The sequence below is a fragment of the Myroides sp. NP-2 genome (genome assembly GCF_014145665.1).
Taxonomy (GTDB): Bacteria; Bacteroidota; Bacteroidia; order Flavobacteriales; family Flavobacteriaceae; genus Flavobacterium.
The window spans coordinates 17491-36604 of the sequence record NZ_JACHTD010000015.1 but is presented as its reverse complement, the minus strand read 5'-3'; the positions used below and the strand labels follow the sequence as shown (position 1 = coordinate 36604).

At 39.4% G+C, this 19114-nt stretch carries 17 protein-coding genes and 1 pseudogene; 7 read left to right on the top strand and 11 right to left on the bottom strand.

All coding sequences use genetic code 11. From position 1 onward, the window contains the following. Window positions 1–252: 252 nt before the first annotated feature. The 3 genes from H4K35_RS13440 to H4K35_RS13430 form a co-directional block, all read right to left on the bottom strand. Entirely contained in the window at window positions 253–1239 is a 987-nt protein-coding gene (locus H4K35_RS13440; protein ID WP_182628475.1) for a fumarylacetoacetate hydrolase family protein, read from the bottom strand. Window positions 1240–1390: 151 nt separating this feature from the next. Then, window positions 1391–2248: an HAD-IIB family hydrolase gene (locus H4K35_RS13435; protein WP_182628474.1), complete on the bottom strand. Its 858-nt coding sequence runs from the start codon at window positions 2246–2248 to the stop codon at window positions 1391–1393. Between the two features lies 1 nt (window position 2249). Beyond that, complete coding sequence (locus H4K35_RS13430; protein ID WP_182628473.1) at window positions 2250–3275, bottom strand: low specificity L-threonine aldolase; 1026 nt, start codon at window positions 3273–3275, stop codon at window positions 2250–2252. A gap of 140 nt (window positions 3276–3415) precedes the next feature. Here H4K35_RS13430 and H4K35_RS13425 point away from each other — a divergent pair, with 140 nt between their 5' ends. Further along, a complete protein-coding gene (locus H4K35_RS13425; RefSeq protein WP_182628472.1) occupies window positions 3416–3634 on the top strand; it encodes a DUF2007 domain-containing protein in 219 nt (72 codons plus the stop codon). 326 nt (window positions 3635–3960) lie between these two features. Here the strand turns inward: H4K35_RS13425 and H4K35_RS13420 are convergent. The 3 genes and pseudogenes from H4K35_RS13420 to H4K35_RS13410 form a co-directional block, all read right to left on the bottom strand. After that, window positions 3961–4528, bottom strand: a pseudogene (locus H4K35_RS13420) (Crp/Fnr family transcriptional regulator). 5 nt (window positions 4529–4533) lie between these two features. Then, window positions 4534–5181 (bottom strand): 3,4-dihydroxy-2-butanone-4-phosphate synthase, encoded by a 648-nt coding sequence (gene ribB / locus H4K35_RS13415; RefSeq protein WP_182628471.1) that lies wholly within the window; start codon window positions 5179–5181, stop codon window positions 4534–4536. 1 nt (window position 5182) lies between these two features. Beyond that, window positions 5183–5404 (bottom strand): DUF2798 domain-containing protein, encoded by a 222-nt coding sequence (locus tag H4K35_RS13410; RefSeq protein WP_182628470.1) that lies wholly within the window; start codon window positions 5402–5404, stop codon window positions 5183–5185. 144 nt (window positions 5405–5548) lie between these two features. On the opposite strand from H4K35_RS13410, the gene H4K35_RS13405 reads away from it, so the two are divergent. Continuing rightward, on the top strand, window positions 5549–6121 hold the full coding sequence (locus tag H4K35_RS13405) for a hypothetical protein (protein WP_182628469.1): 573 nt from the start codon (window positions 5549–5551) through the stop codon (window positions 6119–6121). 62 nt (window positions 6122–6183) lie between these two features. Here the strand turns inward: H4K35_RS13405 and H4K35_RS13400 are convergent, their stop codons facing one another. Next, window positions 6184–7965 carry an ABC transporter ATP-binding protein gene (locus tag H4K35_RS13400; protein WP_182628468.1) on the bottom strand — a complete coding sequence of 594 codons (1782 nt, stop codon included), beginning with the start codon at window positions 7963–7965 and terminating at the stop codon, window positions 6184–6186. Window positions 7966–8076: 111 nt separating this feature from the next. Between H4K35_RS13400 and H4K35_RS13395 the strand changes: the two genes are divergently transcribed. Continuing rightward, window positions 8077–8541 carry a GNAT family N-acetyltransferase gene (locus H4K35_RS13395; protein WP_182628467.1) on the top strand — a complete coding sequence of 155 codons (465 nt, stop codon included), beginning with the start codon at window positions 8077–8079 and terminating at the stop codon, window positions 8539–8541. A 73-nt stretch (window positions 8542–8614) separates the two neighbouring features. Further along, on the top strand, window positions 8615–9688 hold the full coding sequence (locus tag H4K35_RS13390; RefSeq protein WP_255492477.1) for an alpha/beta hydrolase: 1074 nt from the start codon (window positions 8615–8617) through the stop codon (window positions 9686–9688). Between the two features lie 325 nt (window positions 9689–10013). On the opposite strand, the gene ytxJ is transcribed toward H4K35_RS13390, so the two are convergent. Then, a complete protein-coding gene (ytxJ, locus tag H4K35_RS13385) occupies window positions 10014–10352 on the bottom strand; it encodes a bacillithiol system redox-active protein YtxJ (protein ID WP_182628466.1) in 339 nt (112 codons plus the stop codon). 159 nt (window positions 10353–10511) lie between these two features. Between ytxJ and clpB the strand changes: the two genes are divergently transcribed. Further along, window positions 10512–13097 (top strand): ATP-dependent chaperone ClpB, encoded by a 2586-nt coding sequence (clpB, locus tag H4K35_RS13380; RefSeq protein WP_182628465.1) that lies wholly within the window; start codon window positions 10512–10514, stop codon window positions 13095–13097. A gap of 64 nt (window positions 13098–13161) precedes the next feature. On the opposite strand, the gene sucC is transcribed toward clpB, so the two are convergent. The 3 genes from sucC to H4K35_RS13365 form a co-directional block, all read right to left on the bottom strand. After that, the gene (gene sucC, locus H4K35_RS13375; protein WP_182628464.1) at window positions 13162–14355 is read right to left on the bottom strand and encodes an ADP-forming succinate--CoA ligase subunit beta; all 1194 of its coding nucleotides are present in this window, start codon (window positions 14353–14355) and stop codon (window positions 13162–13164) included. Between the two features lie 147 nt (window positions 14356–14502). Then, window positions 14503–15123 (bottom strand): L-threonylcarbamoyladenylate synthase, encoded by a 621-nt coding sequence (locus tag H4K35_RS13370; protein ID WP_182628463.1) that lies wholly within the window; start codon window positions 15121–15123, stop codon window positions 14503–14505. A gap of 28 nt (window positions 15124–15151) precedes the next feature. Continuing rightward, window positions 15152–17491 carry an ATP-dependent helicase gene (locus tag H4K35_RS13365; protein ID WP_182628462.1) on the bottom strand — a complete coding sequence of 780 codons (2340 nt, stop codon included), beginning with the start codon at window positions 17489–17491 and terminating at the stop codon, window positions 15152–15154. Between the two features lie 119 nt (window positions 17492–17610). On the opposite strand from H4K35_RS13365, the gene H4K35_RS13360 reads away from it, so the two are divergent. Then, window positions 17611–18144: a hypothetical protein gene (locus H4K35_RS13360; protein ID WP_182628461.1), complete on the top strand. Its 534-nt coding sequence runs from the start codon at window positions 17611–17613 to the stop codon at window positions 18142–18144. 27 nt (window positions 18145–18171) lie between these two features. Beyond that, complete coding sequence (locus H4K35_RS13355; protein ID WP_182628460.1) at window positions 18172–18978, top strand: DUF4197 domain-containing protein; 807 nt, start codon at window positions 18172–18174, stop codon at window positions 18976–18978. Window positions 18979–19114: the final 136 nt, after the last annotated feature.

The window sequence follows — 19114 nt, the reverse complement described above, 5'->3', positions numbered from 1 at the left end:
TCAAAAATGACTCTCAAACGAAACAACTTAACGTCTATTTTTATTTCCTTCACAAGTTTTAACCTACACAAGAGTACGATTTATTCTCGTACATCAGTAAAAAACAACACTCAAACGCATAAAATAAGATACTCAACCGTGCATAGGGTTGACTCAATTGAAGGGGATTAGGAACTAGGATAAATAAAAAAAGGAATGAACGGTGAGACTGTTCATTCCTTTTTTGCGCTGAGCGTGGCACTTTGTGCTACACTACTTTTTATATTCTTTTACTACTTGATTGATTCGACCGAAGATTGTTTTACCTTCTTTATCCATCATTTCAATTTCGATACGATCACCGAATTGCATGAATGGGGTACTTGGTTTTCCATCTTTTATAGTTTCTAAGCATCTTACTTCTGCTAAACAGCTTGATCCTGTAGGGCTTCCTTGATTAGCAACAGTTCCTGAACCGATAACAGTTCCCGCCATTAACGAACGTGTTTTCGCTGCATGGGCAATCAATTGTCCGAAGTTAAAGGTCATATCTACACCTGCGTTTGGCGAACCTACTAAGGCTCCATTTAGTGTAGAGTGTAAAGGCAAATGCAATTTCCCTTCTTTCCAATCACCTGCTAATTCATCTGGTGTAACAACCACTGGTGCAAAAGCTGTCCATGGTTTAGATTGGTAGAATCCAAATTGTTTACCTAGTTCGGCCGGAATTAAATTTCTCAACGATACATCATTTAAGATGGTGATTAATTTAATGTGTTGTAGAGCCGTTTGTGCATCTACTCCTGGAGGTACGTCGTCTGTGATTACAGCTACCTCAGATTCGAAGTCAATTCCCCACTCTTCTTTTTCTATTTCAATATCATCTGTAGCACCAATAAAGGCATCCGATGCTCCCATATACATCAAAGGATCTGTCCAGAACGACTCAGGCAACTCTGCATTTCTGGCTTTACGTACTAATTCTACGTGAGTTACATAGGCACTTCCATCTGCCCAGTGATAGGCTCTCGGAATTGGCGCCATTACTTTAGCGGTTGTAAAATCAATTGTATTAGATAGTTTTCCTGCATTTAGATTTTCATATACTTCCTTAAGAAGCGCTTCTTTCGTTTCCCATTGATCTAGTGCCTCTTGCATTGTAGTGGCAATATCGCTTACTGCAACTGCTTTTGTCAAATCTCTTGTTACAACGACTAATTGTCCATCTCTTGTGCCATTGTTGATACTAGCTAATTTCATGAATCTATATTTTTTAGGTTTTATAGTTTGGTTTATTGTGTTTATTTCTTCTTGTTCTCGCTTAAACAAAGAAAAGCCGAAGGTATAAAAAAAATGGGGAATAGTATAATTTCCACTACAACACTATTTCTTAGGCCATATACTTTTTTATTTATCGTTTTTCTTCACGACTAATGATGTGTTGTATGGTTTGGGCTACTCCACTTTGATCGTTAGACGGAATCACGTGAGTGGCTTGTGCTAAAATTGCGGGATGTGCGTTGCTAACGGCATAGGTATTAGCAGGTAAGGCCAACATCCCTTGATCGTTTAAATTATCGCCAAACAAGTGCAATTGCTCTGGTTTAAGGTTGTATTCTTGTATGAGGTAAGCAATTCCGTGTTCTTTTGTTGCAGTGGTACTTGAAATTTCCAAAACAAATTGATCAGGGATATATTGATCTTTAAGTAGAAGGCAATTTACTTGATTAGCGGCTTGTTCTTGTAGATATAATTTTAAGGGGACTAACGCCTCATAGCTATCAATAAACATGAGCACAAGTCCTTGAGTATCTGCTGTTATTAGCGCATCACTTATGTTTTCAACTTCCACAAAACGAGGGTCGTTGGGTCGCATGCCCATAAAATAGTGCAAGCCTTTACTTGGATTTTGTTGGTAGAAAATCCCCTCTTCGAATTTTTCGTTTAGCGTAAAAATCAAGGGAGAAAGCCCATGTGCTGAGCCTAATTCGAGGATCATTTGAATCAGTTGTGGGGCAATCCCGTTAATTTTCAGTACTTTTTGGCGTTGCCAATCGTAAATAACAGCACCATTATTCAGCAATACTGGAAAGTTCCACCCTATGTGATGAATCACTTTTTGTGCGCTAGTTAACCCACGTGCGGTTGCAAAAGCAATTTTGTGTTGGGTCAATGCCAGTTGGTTGAGTACTTCTTCGCTTTCCACACTCAAGAACCCATTACTTTGAAGTAAGGTTCCGTCTAAATCGGTAATAAAAATATGCTCCATCTTACTCTTCCTCCAGCATAGAAATGAATACATCTAACATCAATTCGTCCGTTGTCCAGGAGGTAATCAAGCGAACAGCAGCAAATTCAGCGTTGATCGGTCTCCACACATAAAAGTCAAAACGCTCTTGTAAGCGTTGAATCAAGCTAAGTGGTAAAATAGGGAAAATCTGATTGCTCATGGGTTCTACTAAAAAAGTAAATCCCCTATCTTTACATGCACGCGCTAATTTCATTGCCATTTCATTGGCTTCTTTGGCTAATTTGAAGTACAAATCATCTTGAAAGAGCGATAGAAACTGGATTCCCAATACTCTTCCTTTTGCTAAGAGGGCTCCTTTTTGTTTGAGATTATAGTCAAAGTCAACCGCACAAAGGGGGTTAGAAAAAATGATTGCTTCTCCAAAAAGGGCACCATTTTTTGTTGCACCAATATAGAATACATCCACTAAATTGGCTATTTTTTCGAGGGTCAGATCGTTATTTGTTGCGGTTAGTGCATGTCCTAATCGTGCGCCATCCATAAAGAGCGTCAATCCATTGGATTTACAGCAATCGGAAATCCCTTGTAATTCACTTTCAGAATAAATGGTTCCAAATTCAGTCGTATTGGAGATATACACCACTTTGGGTTTGACCACATGAGGGCGCAATTGAAACTGTGCCAAGGTCTGTTCAATTTGAGTAGGTGTAATTTTTCCATCCTTGCTATCTATGGGAATCACTTTGTGTCCGGTGGCTTCGATCGCTCCCGTTTCATTGGCGTAAATGTGTCCTGTACTGGCACTAATCACCGCTTCATGTGGACGTAATAGAGCAGATATAACCAATAGATTGGCTTGTGTTCCCCCCGATACAAAGTAAATTTCAGCAGCTGGTTTATTGATTTTACTGCGCAGAATGGACTGAGCTTCTAGCGTGTACTCATCTGAACCATAACCGTTTTGTTGAATAAAATTTGTTTCTAGTAATTTATCGAGAATAGCTGGATGCGCTCCTTCTGCGTAGTCTATTTTTAAGTTGTACATAGTCTTAGGCTTTACAACAAGTAAAATTAAGACTTTCTCCTTCATTTATCCGTTATCCTCGGGATAAAAAGGTAAAAAAAGTAAAGCAAATAGGTTTTATATGATCGAAAAAGTGTATTTTTAAATAAAAAAAGCAACATATGGAACACAAACAAGTATTTGCCGGAAGCGAAATTATGGTCTTAGCCGTTAGAAACTTACTAGAAGAGAACAATATAGCCTATATCATTCGCGATGATATTGAAGCTGGTCGTGGTGCGGGTTACGGCACTTTAGGCAAGGCTGTTCACGTGCTTGTCGAAGAGAAAGATCTCGATCTAGCAAAAAAATTAATCCAAGAAAATAATATTGAAGAATAATTTTTACTATCTTCATATTACTATTTGAATAGAACGCATCTCAAATTATTCAATACACAAGAATTAGGTTAGAAAGAAAAAGAGGGAAAGTAGCTGCTTTTCCTCTTTTTTGTCTGCCTAATGCAAAGGTACGCTTTGTGGTGCTAAGGGGAGTTTAAACGACTGTAAGGCATTTCTCATTTGTACAAAAAATAGTTTATCCCTGATGACTCAAGGATAAACTAGGAAATTAAAGGATTAAAATTATTTTTTTGGTTGCAGTAAGTGATGGATATTCACTTCCCTTTGTGTTGTTCAACAGTTCATACGCGAATAACTGGCCTCGCTTACCCTTTGGATTTAATTCTACTCAGTGTTTCTTGAGAGACGCCAAGGTAGGAAGCGACAATTTTGTTTGGCAATCGCTGTACAATTTGTGGACTTTGGGACAATAGATTTTGGTATCTCGTGCCTGCATCCATGGTTACCATGGCAAACAATCGACTCGTATTGTTAATATAGGCAAACTCCAAATACTTGCGATAGAATTTTTCCCATTGGGGCAGCAATTCCAAGAGCTGATAAAATTCGTGATGAGCAATGACGTAGACGTCACTGTCTTCAAGGGCTTGCATATATTCTTCCGCACTATTTCCCTGAATAAAGCTAACTAAAGTAGTAGCGAATTGGTTTTCAAAGGCAAAGAAACGCGTGGTATCTTGTCCTGCTTCATTGATATAGAAAACGCGCAAACACCCCTTACACACAAAGTACAATTTCTGTGTTTGACCCACACCCGCATTTAGTTGTTCTCCTTTTTTGAGTTTTTCATAGTTAAAAAAAGGAAAGAATCACATCCAGTTCATCTTCTGTTACTTCAATTCGCTCTTGGATATAGGCGATTAACTGCTTCATTTTCTTTATTTTTCACTTACAAAAGTACGATAATACACAATATCAGCAATGGTAAGTACCGTCATTTTATGTTCTACAGCAAAGTCAATAGCTTGTGGAAGTCGAGCCATAGTACCGTCGTCATTCATAAGTTCACAGAGCACTGCTTCAGGTGGTAAACCAGCTAATTTCATGAGGTCTACGCTGGCTTCAGTATGACCGTTTCGCTCTAATACGCCTCCATTTTTTGCACGCAAGGGGAAGATATGTCCTGGCTTGGATAAGTCCGATTGCTTTGCGTTTTTATTGCTTGCCGCACGCACAGTGGTCAGGCGGTCCGCAGCTGATAAACCAGTGGTTACTCCTTTCGCGGCTTCAATTGTTACGGTAAAAGGCGTCTGAAACTGACTGGTATTTTCGCTAACCATATAAGGCAAATCCAAGGCGTCGGCTTTTTCATTGGTTAAACACAAGCAAATAACACCGCTGCAATAGCGAATCATTAAAGCCATGTCTTGCTCCGACATCAAATGAGCTGAAAAAACAACATCAGCTTCATTTTCTCTATCTTTATCGTCTAATACTAAAACTCCTTTGCCTACTTTTAGGAAACTCAACGCGCGTTCTACTCTTTCTTGACTCGTTTTTCCAAATTCTTGTAGTGTATCTTCCATTTTATTTTTTAATTAATTGTTCTGCATATTTTCTCGCTCTGGGGATAATGACAAAAGCCGATCCATAGGCTACGGGTAACATCACACTCCAGGCTTTTAAAAACAGAAAAAACCACCCTTCTTGAAATCCATAATTTCGAATTAACCCTACAAATGCCATAATTAACGTCATCGGAATGACAACAAATAAGGTATTCACGTACTTGTAATACTTGCTATTCATATGTTGTATTTTTTACTGGAACAAAGTTCTAGTTCCCTCCGATCAAAAACATTGACTTAGGTCAAAAAATTGGTGAGTGGTAAGTGGTGAATGGTAAGTGGTGAGTGGTGAATGGTAAGTGGTGAATGGTAAGTGGTGAGTACAATGTTTATATTGGTTTTGGTGTTCGATGAATCTACGCTACGCTACGATTTGCACGGTTTGTTTAGTTTCTTCATTTGTAAGATAATTGTGCTTTACAACGAGCATCGAACGAAGAGCATCGAACGAAGAGCATCGAACGAAGAGCATCGAACGAAGAGCATCGAACGAAGAACATCGAACGAAGAACATCGAACGAAGAACATCGAACGAAGAACATCGAACGAAGAACATCGAACGAAGAACATCGAACGAAGAACATCGAACGAAGAGCAACGAGCAAAGAGCAACGAGCAAAGAGCAACGAGCAAAGAGCAACGAGCAAAGAGCAACGAGCAAAGAGCAACGAGCAAAGAGCAACGAGCAAAGAGCAACGAGCAAAGAGCAACGAGCAAAGAGCAACGAACAAAGAGCGACGAACAAAGAGCAACGAGCGACGAGCAAAGAGCAACGAACAAAGAGCAACGAACAAAGAGCATCGAACGAAGAGCAACGAGCAACGAGCAAAGAGCAACGAACAAAGAGCAACGAACAAAGAGCAAAGAGCAAAGAGCGACGAACAAAAAAAAGGTTTAATCTACAAAAGACCAAACCTTTTTATCCGAGAATTCCTCGTAAACCGTTAACTGCAAACCAATCTAACCCTCATGTAACGTTTGTGAGATTTTTTCAAGATTCAAACTATTCGCCATGGCAGAGAAGATTTCATAATAGGTTTGTTTATTGTCGTACAAGACTTCGTGAACGCCACTTTCAACGACTTGTCCTTTCTCCATAACCACAATATTGTGTGCATCAATAATTTGAGAGATGCTATGGGAAACGATGATTACGGTTCTATTTTGTTTGATGGCGTCTAAACTTCGTTTAATTTGTTCGGTTGCGATAGCGTCTAAACTAGCTGTTGGTTCATCTAAAAAGATAATGGCGGGATCTTTGAGGAATAGACGCGCAATGGCGATGCGTTGTTGTTGTCCGCCTGATAACAAACGGGCATCGGATTCATAGCCTTGTGGCAAATCGACAATTTGCTCGTGTATATATGCTTTTTTTGCAGCATCTACCACATCCTCAAAGGAAGCGTTTTCATCGCCATAGCGGATATTTTCTGCTATACTGCCTTGAAAAATATGATTTTTTTGCAAAACAAGTCCGATGTGCTTGCGCAACTCTTTGGTATCGTATTCTTTGAGATCTATGCCATCCAAGAGAATCTGCCCATGACTAGGTTCATAAAACTTGTCCAATAAATTGATCACCGTGCTCTTCCCTGCTCCACTCAAACCGACTAAAGCGGTTGTTTTATTGGGTTCGATTAGCATAGACACCTCTTTTAAAGCGCGTGTGCCATTTGGATAGTGAAAGGACACCTGTTTCAATTCGATACGACCCTTAATTTTTTGGGGAATATAGGTCCCTGAGCTTTCTACTTCGTTGGCTTCGATAATTTCAAAGAAGCTTTCAGAATAGATCATTGCATCGTTAACATCGTCGTAAATGCGGTGTAGTTGCCGGATAGGCGCCGTTACGTTGTTAAACAATAGCACGTGAAACATGATGGCTCCAACACTCATTTGTCCTTGTAGGACAAAATAAGCGGTTAGCAGAATCACAACGACAAGGCCAAATTGTTCGATAAAGCTCTTTACGGCATCAAACACAAAACTCATCCTTCGAGTATGCAATTGATTCTCAGTCATATCCACTTGAATATCCTGGTGTTTCTGCGATTCTAAAGGTTCGCGAACAAAGGATTTGATCACGGTAATGGAATTGATCAACGAGATAATACCGTTGTTTTTATTCTCGCGATAACTCCTCATTTTACGTCTGTATCCTTTTAGTTTTTTGGCTTGATTTTGACTGACATAAAAATACAGGGGAATCATTGCTGTACTGACCATTCCTACATATACATTAGCGGAATAAATGAAAAAGAGCGCAACAATCGCATTGGCAAATAAGGGTAAGATATCGATAAAGAAATTTTGTACTAAACGAGTGATACTACTAATTCCTTGATCGATACGCGTTTGCAACTTTCCACTGTCATTTTCTTCGGAGGTATAAAACGCCATTTTAAAGGTCAAAATTCGCTCCACAACAAGTTGAGAAATATCGCGTGAGGTATAAATTCGCAATTTTTCACCAAAAAAGCGCTGTCCAAATTGAATACAGCTAAAGGCGATTTCTTTGATAATCAGAATAAGGCTACACCAAAGCAAGACTTGAAATCCCCAGGCTTCTGTTTGGTCATGGTTGACCACTGCACTTAATGCATCGACCAAATGGCGCAGCACTAAGGCATTGACTTGAACGGCAATGGAACCGATGGCAGTTAACAGTAGTGTTCCAATCACTAAGCTGCGATACGGTCGTATAAAAGGTTTTATTTTTTTTAATATGGCAATTAAATTCATGTGACAAAGGTAGTGTTCTCTTCCCTTATAATTCTTGACTTGGGTCAATAAATACGGGTATGATTCTGTGGTATTCTAAATTTTACTGTACATTTAAAACAAAAATAAATCATGATTATTCGTCCAGCCGTCGTAGAAGACATGGCAGCCCTTCAATTGCTCTACCAAAAGCAATTCGCAGATTTGCAACGCCATCAGCCCTATTCTTTTAAAGCCGATTTCCCAGCGCTTTCTTTTTTACAAGAAACCATTGAGGACGATGAAAGTACGTTTATCCTTGCGGTGGACCAAGACCATCTGGTTGGCATGACAGCCCTATTTATTGAGCGCACCCTGCCCTACGAATGCTTCGTTTCCCACCGCTATCTCAACTTTGCCGATCTGTATGTGGAAGAAGCCTATCGCAATCGAGGAATAGGCAAACAACTCATACAGGCTGTAAAAGCATGGGCATCCCAGAAAAAGGTAGATTATATCGAGCTTATGGTGCTCAAACAAAACACCGAAGCACTAAAACTTTATGTGGAACAAGAATTTGAACCTGTTCATACTACCCTGCGCTACCGCTTAGACTAGATTTTATTCACTTATTTATTTAGAATAAATATAAACAATTATCTTTGCTTATTGTAACAAATAAAGATAAAGAATGAAATTATTGCTTTTGCGTATGTTGTGTGTGGGTAGCCTAGCCTTTACTTCTACTTTCACTAATGCACAAACACCTATTGTTGTAGGACAAGAGTATGAATTATCCTCTGACGTATTAGGGGAAGAACGAAAAATACAAATCTACTTACCCAAGAGCTATGCGGATAGCAGCTTAACACCACAAGCTTATCCGGTAATTTACTTACTTGATAGCGAAAGCAATTTCAACTACTTTACTGCCTATATTGAAAAACTGTCTAAATACCCCTATCCTTCTATACCGGAGATGATTGTTGTTGGGATAGTCAATACCAATCGCACGCGAGACCTAACGCCTTCAACGCGCAAGGAACATACAATGACAGCAGAACAAAAGGCCAAAATCAAAGGCGAAACTGGAGGTAATGCAGCATTCTTTCAATTCGTAGCAGAGGAATTAAAACCTTTTGTGCAACAGCAATTTAGAACAAACGGTTATGCGATACTGGTTGGGCATTCATTTGGAGGAATTACTGCCTTGCATAATTTGCTTCATTATACGGATATGTTTCAGGCTTATATTGTGCACGATCCTAGTATTTGGTGGGATGATACTTTTATACTCCAGCAGTATCAAGCGAACCAACAGCAGGATTTTAAACACCGTAAATTGTTTTTAACCCAAGTGGGCGATAGCGAGAACAAAGGTCATTTAGAGGATCACTACAGTGCTATTAAGGCTTTTAATACCTTTGTGCAAGAGCATTCCCTAAAAGGGTTGACCTACCGCTATGAACAATATGAAGGTGAAAACCATGGAAGTATTCCTATGAAGGGTAATTTGGATGGCTTGCGCTATATTTTCGAGGATTATCCGCTAAACTTTAAGGCCATTCAAAACAATCCCCAACTGGTAGAAACATCTTTTGCACAATTGAGCAAAAACCTGCATTTTGAGTTTCACCCAAGTGAGGCTTATCTCAAGTATATTGTTTCCTACTACGACAAGCAAGGAGCAAGTGAAATTGTCGATTATTTTATAGCGTATACGCTGCGCCTATACCCCAACAGTACGATAGGAAAAGCAAAGTAATTTGCTCCTTCTTAGCAACAAACCTACTGCTCACTCAAAGATTGAGAAGATTCACCCAAAAAAACTAGGTTGCTCAACCTAAATCAAAGTTATTTGTTGTCATTGCCTTTTACAAAAAGTCCCCATTTGATACACAGGTAAAGTTGTTTCCTAGTTTTATGCAGTGTCATAAGGCAAAAAAGGGTGACCTCGTTCTGGTTACCCTTTTTTTATTGTTCAAATGTAAATGATTTTTATTTCTTGAAAAGCATGTTTCTTCCTCCTTTAATTGTACCCTATTGGCAGGATAAGACAAACAGCCTATACATAATATTTTGTCGGTCGTTTATAAACGCAAGAGTAACTTTTCAGTAGCTGCGGCATCAATTCCTTCGTGGGAGGTGTGATAGACCACTTTGCCATCTGCTATGATCAGCAACTGTGGGGATTCATGTTGCACTTGAAAGCGATCCGCAATATCTAGTGAAACCAATCGATCCTTTTTCACATCCACCATATAGCAATCCACTTGTGTTGGATTAGTAAAAGAACGCTCAAAGTTTTTTAGCGCCATTTTGCTAATATAACAGGTGGGGCTACTTTTAAAAATTATATACGGTTTACTTGTTGCATGTGCTACTAATTCCGACAAAGTAGTAGTTTCTGTAAGTTCAATCCAATTCATAAGACATTTTTTCAGTTAAATTGTACGATATCCATTCTCTTTATGACTTTTTGTCACCAATTCATACAAATATAGTGTTTTTTTTGGACAGAAAGTCTTAAATTTAGAATTGGAACGCATCTTGTAAAAAGTAGAGTACAACAACTAAAAAAAAGAAATATGAACTTGAATAATTTTACAATAAAGTCGCAAGAAGCCTTACAGCGCGCACAGGTACTTGTGCAAGGTTTGGGGCAGCAACAAATCGAGAATGAGCACCTTTTCAAGGCTATTTTAGAAGTAGATGAGAATGTGACTCCATTTATTTTAAAGAAGCTCAATGTTAATTTAGATGCGTTTACTGCGGCATTGGATGCGAGTATACAGCGTTTTGCCAAAGTTGAGGGTGGTCAAATTGGGCTATCCAGAGAAACTGCAACTGCATTGACAGAGGCACAAGCTATAGGAACAAAAATGAAAGACGAGTACGTTTCTATAGAGCACTTGCTATTGGCCATCTTCAAATCGAAGAGTACGGTTGCTCAAATGCTAAAAGATCAAGGTGTTACTGAAAAACAATTGGAAGCGGCTATTCTGGAGATCCGCAATGGCGCTCGTGTGACATCAGCATCTGCAGAAGACACATACAATTCACTAAATAAATACGCCAACAACTTAACACAATTGGCGTATGAAGGAAAGTTAGACCCTGTCATTGGCCGTGACGAAGAAATACGTCGTGTGCTACAAATCTTGAGTCGACGCACCAAAAACAACCCGATGTTGATCGGTGAGCCTGGTGTGGGTAAAACCGCCATTGCTGAAGGTTTAGCTCACCGTATTATACAACAAGACGTGCCTGAAAACTTAAAGGACAAACAGATTTTCTCCTTGGATATGGGTGCATTAATTGCTGGTGCGAAATACAAAGGGGAATTTGAGGAGCGATTGAAATCGGTGGTCAAAGAAGTTACAACATCAGAGGGTCAGATTATTTTGTTTATCGATGAGATTCACACCTTAGTTGGTGCTGGAGGTGGTGATGGTGCCATGGATGCGGCAAATATCTTAAAACCAGCATTGGCACGTGGAGAGTTGCGTTCTATAGGAGCGACAACCCTGGATGAGTACCAAAAGTATTTTGAAAAGGACAAGGCATTAGAACGTCGATTCCAAAAGGTGATTGTCGATGAGCCAGATACAGAGAGTGCCATTTCGATATTACGTGGAATTAAAGAGAAATACGAAGCTCACCACAAGGTGCGCATCAAAGACGAGGCTATTATTGCAGCGGTGAATTTATCCGAACGCTATATTACCAACCGTTTCTTGCCCGATAAAGCGATTGACTTAATGGATGAGGCAGCGGCTAAATTGCGCATGGAGATTAACTCAAAGCCAGAAGAACTCGATGTATTAGATCGCAAAATCATGCAATTGGAAATTGAAATCGAGGCGATTAAACGCGAAAATGACGAGGATAAATTAAAGTTGCTTGGCTTGGAAGTGGCTAATATAAAAGAGGAGCGCAATGAGATTTTCGCTAAATGGCAATCAGAAAAAGAAGTAGTTGACCGCGTACAATTCTGTAAGCAAGAGATTGAAACCTTTAAGTTAGAAGCGGAAAAAGCGGAACGTGAGGGGGATTATGGAAAAGTAGCGGAATTGAGATACGGCAAAATAAAAGAAGCCCAAGAAGAGCTAGAAAAGGCACAAGCGCAGTTAGAGGAAAATCAGAAGGGGCATTCGTTAATTAAAGAGGAAGTAACCAGTGATGATATTGCAGAAGTAGTAGCGAAGTGGACGGGCGTACCGGTAACCAAAATGCTACAAAGTGAGCGTGAAAAACTCTTGCACTTAGAGGAGGAGTTACACAAACGCGTAGTAGGACAACAGGAGGCTATTGAAGCGATTAGCGATGCGGTACGCAGAAGTCGCGCGGGCTTACAAGATCCAAAGAAACCTATTGGTTCCTTCCTATTCTTAGGAACAACGGGGGTTGGTAAAACGGAGCTAGCCAAAGCCTTAGCGGTCTATTTGTTTGACGATGAAAATGCGATGACGCGTATAGACATGAGTGAGTATAGCGAACGCCACAGTGTGAGTCGTTTGGTTGGTGCACCTCCAGGATATGTGGGCTATAATGAAGGAGGACAGTTGACAGAGGCGGTACGTAGAAAACCCTATTCTGTTGTATTGTTAGATGAAATTGAAAAAGCCCATCCGGATACGTTTAACATTTTGCTTCAGGTATTGGATGAGGGACGATTAACGGATAACAAAGGGCGTTTAGCGGATTTCAAAAACACCATCATCATTATGACTTCAAACATGGGTAGTCACATCATACAGGAGAAATTCGAGCAAGCGACCTCAATAGAACAAGCGTCAGAAGAGGCGAAAGAAGAAGTGCTGAACGTGTTAAAACAATCGGTACGTCCAGAGTTCTTAAACCGAATTGATGAGGTGGTTATGTTTACCCCGCTTACGCAAGAAAATATCCTTCAAATTGTCGATATTCAATTGCAAGGGGTGATGAAGATGTTGAATGAACAAAGTATTCATTTAGAAGCGACCCAAGAAGCTAAAGCGTTTTTAGCGCGTAAAGGTTATGATCCTCAATTTGGTGCACGACCAGTAAAACGCGTAGTACAACGCGAAGTGTTGAACAAACTATCCAAAGAAATTTTGGCTGGTCATGTCAAAGCCGAGAGTATGATTCTCTTAGATTCCTTTGACGACGAGCTAGTTTTCAGAAATAAATAATATGGAATGAAAAAAGCAGTAAACTTAGGTTTACTGCTTTTTTTTTATGTTTGAGTTTATCGAATTAAGATAAAGCTGCTTTTACTTGATCTGCTGCTTCTTGGAAAGCTACAGCTGATAAAATTGGCATACCTGATTGATCGATCAATTCTTTTGCTAACTCAGCGTTTGTTCCTTGAAGACGCACAATGATAGGCACTTTAATATCGTCACCCATGTTTCTGTAAGCATCTACAACTCCTTGAGCTACACGGTCACAACGAACGATTCCTCCGAAGATGTTGATTAAGATTGCTTTTACGTTTGGATCTTTTAAGATAATACGGAAAGCGATTTCAACGCGTTTAGCGTCTGCTGTTCCTCCTACGTCTAAGAAGTTTGCTGGTTCGAAACCTGCATATTTGATTAAGTCCATCGTAGCCATTGCTAAACCAGCACCGTTAACCATACATCCTACAGTTCCATCTAAATCTACATAGTTTAACCCTGCTTCTTTAGCTTCAACTTCGATAGGACGCTCTTCTGTAATATCTCTGTATTCAGCATATACTTTTTGTCTGTATAATGCGTTGTCATCGATAGTTACTTTAGCATCAACTGCTAAGATTTTATCGTCAGACGTTTTTAATACAGGGTTAATTTCGAACATAGAAGAGTCACTTCCGATGTAAGCATTGTACAATGCGTCAACGAATTTAACCATTTCTTTGAATGCATTACCAGATAAACCTAGGTTAAATGCAATTCTTCTTGCTTGGAAACCTTGTAATCCTACTGCAGGATCGATTTCTTCTTTGAAAATTAAATGTGGAGTTTTCTCAGCAACTTCTTCGATATCCATTCCTCCTTCAGTAGAATACATAATCATATTTCTACCTTTAGCACGGTCTAATAAAACAGACATATAGAACTCACTCGTTTCGCTTTCCCCTGGATAGTAAACATCTTCAGCTACTAATACTCTATTCACTCTTTTCCCTTCAGGTGGAGTTTGTGGAGTAATTAAATCCATTCCGATGATTTTTCCAGCTAGCTCTTTTACTTCATCTAAGTTCTTAGCTAACTTTACTCCTCCTCCTTTACCTCTTCCCCCAGCATGGATTTGAGCTTTTACTACATACCAACTTGTACCAGTTTCTTCTGTAAGTTGTTTTGCTTTTTCAACAGCTTCATCTGCGTTGTTAGCTACTAAACCACGTTGTACTCTAACTCCGTAGCTAGCTAATATTTCTTTACCTTGAAATTCATGTAAATTCATAGTGTAATACGTTTAGCTTTAAAAATAAACAGATACAAAAATAATAATTAGGTTTGAATTTCCCTAATTTAATTCTGCATATGTCCTATTTATTCTTGGATTTGACTTTATTAAATTTAAAAAATATTTGTTTTGTATTCGTATAATTTAGAAAATATCAATCGAACCTTTTCCTTCTCTTATTATTTCTGGTTCAATTCCCGACAAGTCGATTACGGTAGATGCCTGATTATCACCATATCCTCCGTCTATAATTAAGTCAACGATATTGTCCCATTTTTCTTGGATCAATTCAGGATCTGTGGTATACTCTAAAATTTCATCTTCGTCATAGATTGAAGTCGACACAATGGGATTTCCGAGTCGGCGTACGATTTCTCTTGCGATATTGTTATCGGGCACGCGTATACCCACTGTTTTTTTCTTTCTAAACTCTTTAGGCAAGTTGTTATTCCCGGGTAGAATAAAGGTATAAGGACCTGGCAGTGCTTTCTTCAATATTTTGAAGGTTGCGGTATCAATTTGTTTGATATAATCCGATATATTACTCAAATCGTGGCATACAAAAGAAAAATTGGCTTTATCCAATTTGATTCCTTTAATACGTGCAATGCGTTCGAGTGCTTTGGTATTGGTGATATCACATCCCAAACCATATACAGTATCCGTTGGATAGATAATTAAACCGCCATTGCGCAGCACTTCTACTACCTTATTTATTTCCTTTTCGTTCGGATTTTCTGGATATATCTTTACAAACTGTGCCATATCTTTGATTTTTATTGTTTTATACAATTTACGTTAAAACTTGAAGCTTCGCAAATCGCAGTAATAATTTTTTAATTCCCCCGACGTCGAAGTTGATTTCTGCCTTTCGGTCTGCTCCTGCTCCTTCTAGGTTGAGAATGGTACCTTGGCCAAAACGTTCGTGCATGACGCGTTGTCCTTCAACCAGACCGCTGTTAGCGGCATTGCTTGCTTGACTTCCAGCAGCAGATGCATTAACGGGCTTAAGTTTGCGGATATTGCGATCCATCACGGGTTCTTCGTCATTTTTTAAATAGGCTGGTGGTGTTCCTTTCACGGGTTTAGACAAGCGCAATTTACTTTTGTCCACATCGCCAAAGATATCCGCATCTATTTTAGGTGTATAGCGGTAATTCGTTTCTACGGGAGTGAGAAATTCCAAGTATTGATCGTCAATCTCTTGAATAAAACGCGAGGGATCACAATCGACTAGTTTTCCCCAACGGTATCTCGATTGAGCGTAGGTCAGATATGCTTGGTGTTCTGCACGTGTTAAGGCCACGTAAAACAAACGGCGTTCTTCTTCTAATTCTGTTCGCGTGCTGCTACTCATTGCACTTGGAAAGAGATCTTCTTCCATACCAACACAGAAAACAGTTGGAAATTCTAGTCCTTTTGCCAAGTGAATCGTCATCAAAGCCACGCGATCATCATCTCCTGTATCTTTGTCTAAATCGGTTGCTAGGGCAACATCTTCCAAAAATTCAGATAAAGCACCTCTTGCACCGTCGATTTCGCGTTGTCCTTCAATAAAATCCTTAATACCATTGAGCAATTCCTCTATGTTTTCCATACGAGTAATACCTTCAGGTGTAGTGTCTTTGCGCAGTTCTTGTACAAGCCCTGTTTTTTTCACTACATGCTCAACCATTTCATAGGCGTCTTTTGTTTCCTCAAGCGCTTGAAAGGCTTTGATCATGTTGACAAAGTCCGTTAGTTTATTTTTTGTCCCTGCCGTAATTTTCAAGTCAATTTTATCAATATGACTCATCACTTCAAAAATTGAGCGTTTGTAGTGGTTGGCAGCGATTGTTAATTTATCTAAAGTGGTGGCGCCAATTCCCCTTGCAGGATAATTGATCACGCGAACGAGCGCTTCTTCGTCTTTGGGGTTGATAATCAAGCGCAAATAGCTCAATACATCTTTAATTTCCTTGCGTTGATAGAAGGATAATCCGCCGTATATGCGATAGGGAATATCTCTTTTTCTCAAGGCATCCTCCATAGCACGCGACTGTGCATTAGTACGGTATAGAATAGCAAAATCGCTGTTATTTTTTTGATTTTGCATTTTTTCTTCAAAAATAGTAGACGCGACAAAACGACCTTCTTCACCGTCAGTTAATGAGCGGTGTACCTTAATCTTAGGCCCAAAATCGTTATCTGTCCACACGACTTTTTCCAACTTGACTTTATTCTTGTCAATAATGGTATTAGCTGCTTCTACGATATTTCTTGTTGAGCGGTAATTTTGCTCTAAGCGATACAGCTGTACGTTGTCAAAGTCCTTTTGGAAATTCAGGATATTGTTGATGTTTGCCCCGCGGAACGCATAGATACTTTGAGCGTCATCCCCTACCACACAGATATTTTGAAAGCGGTCTGATAAAGCGCGTACAATGAGGTACTGTGAGTTATTGGTGTCTTGGTACTCATCTACTAAGATATAGCGGAAGCGGTCCTGATACTTGGCCAATACGTCGGGAAAACGGGTTAATAGTTCGTTGGTTTTGAGCAGTAAATCATCGAAATCCATGGCACCAGCTTTAAAACAGCGCTCAACATAGTGTTCGTATATTTCACCGATACGCGGGCGTTTGCTCATTGCGTCGGCTTCTTGAAGTTCGGCATCGTTAAAATAGGCTTTAACGGTCACCAAGTTATTTTTATAGGTTGAAATACGGCTTGCTACTTCTTTGGGTTTATAGATGTCTTTATCAAGTTGTAACTCTTTGATAATTTGACCGATTAATCGTTGACTATCTTGAGAGTCGTAAATAGAAAAGTTACTTGGGTATCCCAAATGATCCGCCTCTGCACGCAATAACCGAGCAAAAACGGAGTGAAAGGTACCCATCCACAAATTTTTGGCTTCGCTGCTTCCCACAATTTGTGCGATTCGATTTTTCATCTCTCGCGCGGCTTTGTTGGTAAACGTTAAAGAGAGAATATTAAAGGCATCCACGCCTTGGTGCATCAGATATGCAATTCGCAAGGTCAATACTCTTGTTTTTCCTGAACCTGCTCCAGCAATCACAATCATTGGGCCATCCTTCTGTAATACAGGTGCTCTTTGAGCTTCATTAAGTTGATCAATATAACTTTGCATAGTGTCTATAACCGTAAAAAGCCAAAATTACAACTACTATTACTTTATAACAAGTTTTGTTTCTATTAAAGCGTCTTATCTTAATCAAATAGTATTACTTTTGTTCAAACTTATATTTCATGGATCTAAATATTATTCTTGTATCGCTTCAATATATTGTACCGGCTTTAGTCGTAGCGGGTTTGTCTTATATATTTTTTCAAAATATCGTTGAAAGACAATCCAAACGGGATTACTTTATCATTAAAGAGTTGACCGCAAAAGACACGGGTATTGACAGCAAAGCATTGAAATTGCAGGCGTGTGAGCGCTTGGTGCTCTATGCCGAGCGCAGCGATCTAAAGAAGTTGATTCTACGCGTACAACCAGTGAGTAGCGATCCTCAGGCGTATGCTCATTTGTTGGTTCAACACCTCGAACAAGAATTTGAATACAATGTCACACAACAGCTCTACGTATCCGAAGAGCTATGGGCTATTGTTGTACATACCAAAAACACCCTTATTAGTACGATTCAACAAACGGCAAAGTCACCAGAGGTAACTTCGGCCTTGTTGCTTCAAAATCTCTTGTTGAACGAATCGGTAAATGTCCAAAGCAAAGTGGACATTCTAGTGCGAGCCGTGAGAGAAGAGACCAAACATAACTTATAGTAAATCAATTTAATAATTAGAACAATAATGAGAAGAATTTTGATAAGCGCATGTTTGTTACTTGGTGTTTTAGGTACTAATTACACCGCAAATGCTCAGAGTAAATTAGGTAGTGTATTGGGCAATTTATCCCAAGATCAGATTGGAAAAGGATTGAAAGAAGCGTTAGACAAGGGGATTCAAGAACAAGTGAGTCAACTTGCTAAACCCAACGGATTCTTCAAGAATGAAATGGTAAAGATCATGCTGCCAGATGAATTGCAAAAAGTAGATAAAACCCTACGCTCAATGGGGATGGGAAGTGTGGCAGATCAAGGCTTACAGCTGTTAAACAGAGCAGCGGAAAGCGCGGTAGAAGAAGCAACCCCTATTTTTGTACAGGCAATTAAAGAGTTGACCTTTACGGACGCTGCTAATATTCTCCTTGGCGGACAGTCTTCTGCCACTGCGTATTTAAAGGAAAAAACCTCCAAACAACTCGCTGTTAAATTTGCTCCAATCATTGAGGAGTCCCTATCAAAAGTAGGAGCTACAACTGCTTGGGAAGGCATTTTTACCAAATACAACAGTTTGCCTTTGGTTTCTCCTGTCAATCCAGATTTGACTAATTATGTAACGGAGAAAACCATGGAAGGCGTGTTTACTATGATTGCTGTGGAGGAAAACAATATCCGCGGAAATAAACAGGATGCAAGATCTACAACCTTATTGAAAGATGTATTCAGCAAACAAGACAATACTGCAAATACCACATCCACAAAAACGACGGATTCAGGAAAGAAAACTGCGCCTAAGAAAGAAAAGAAAAAAAGTTTGTTCGATTTATTTGAGTAACGAACTATAACAATCACATAACCTAACCGTAATATGCATTTTGAAAGAAAAACGGACATTTGTGTCATAATATTGATTTCTTAAAGAAGCAGTTAAAGTTAGTTGATAATTAAAGGAGCATTGGAGCACAATGTTC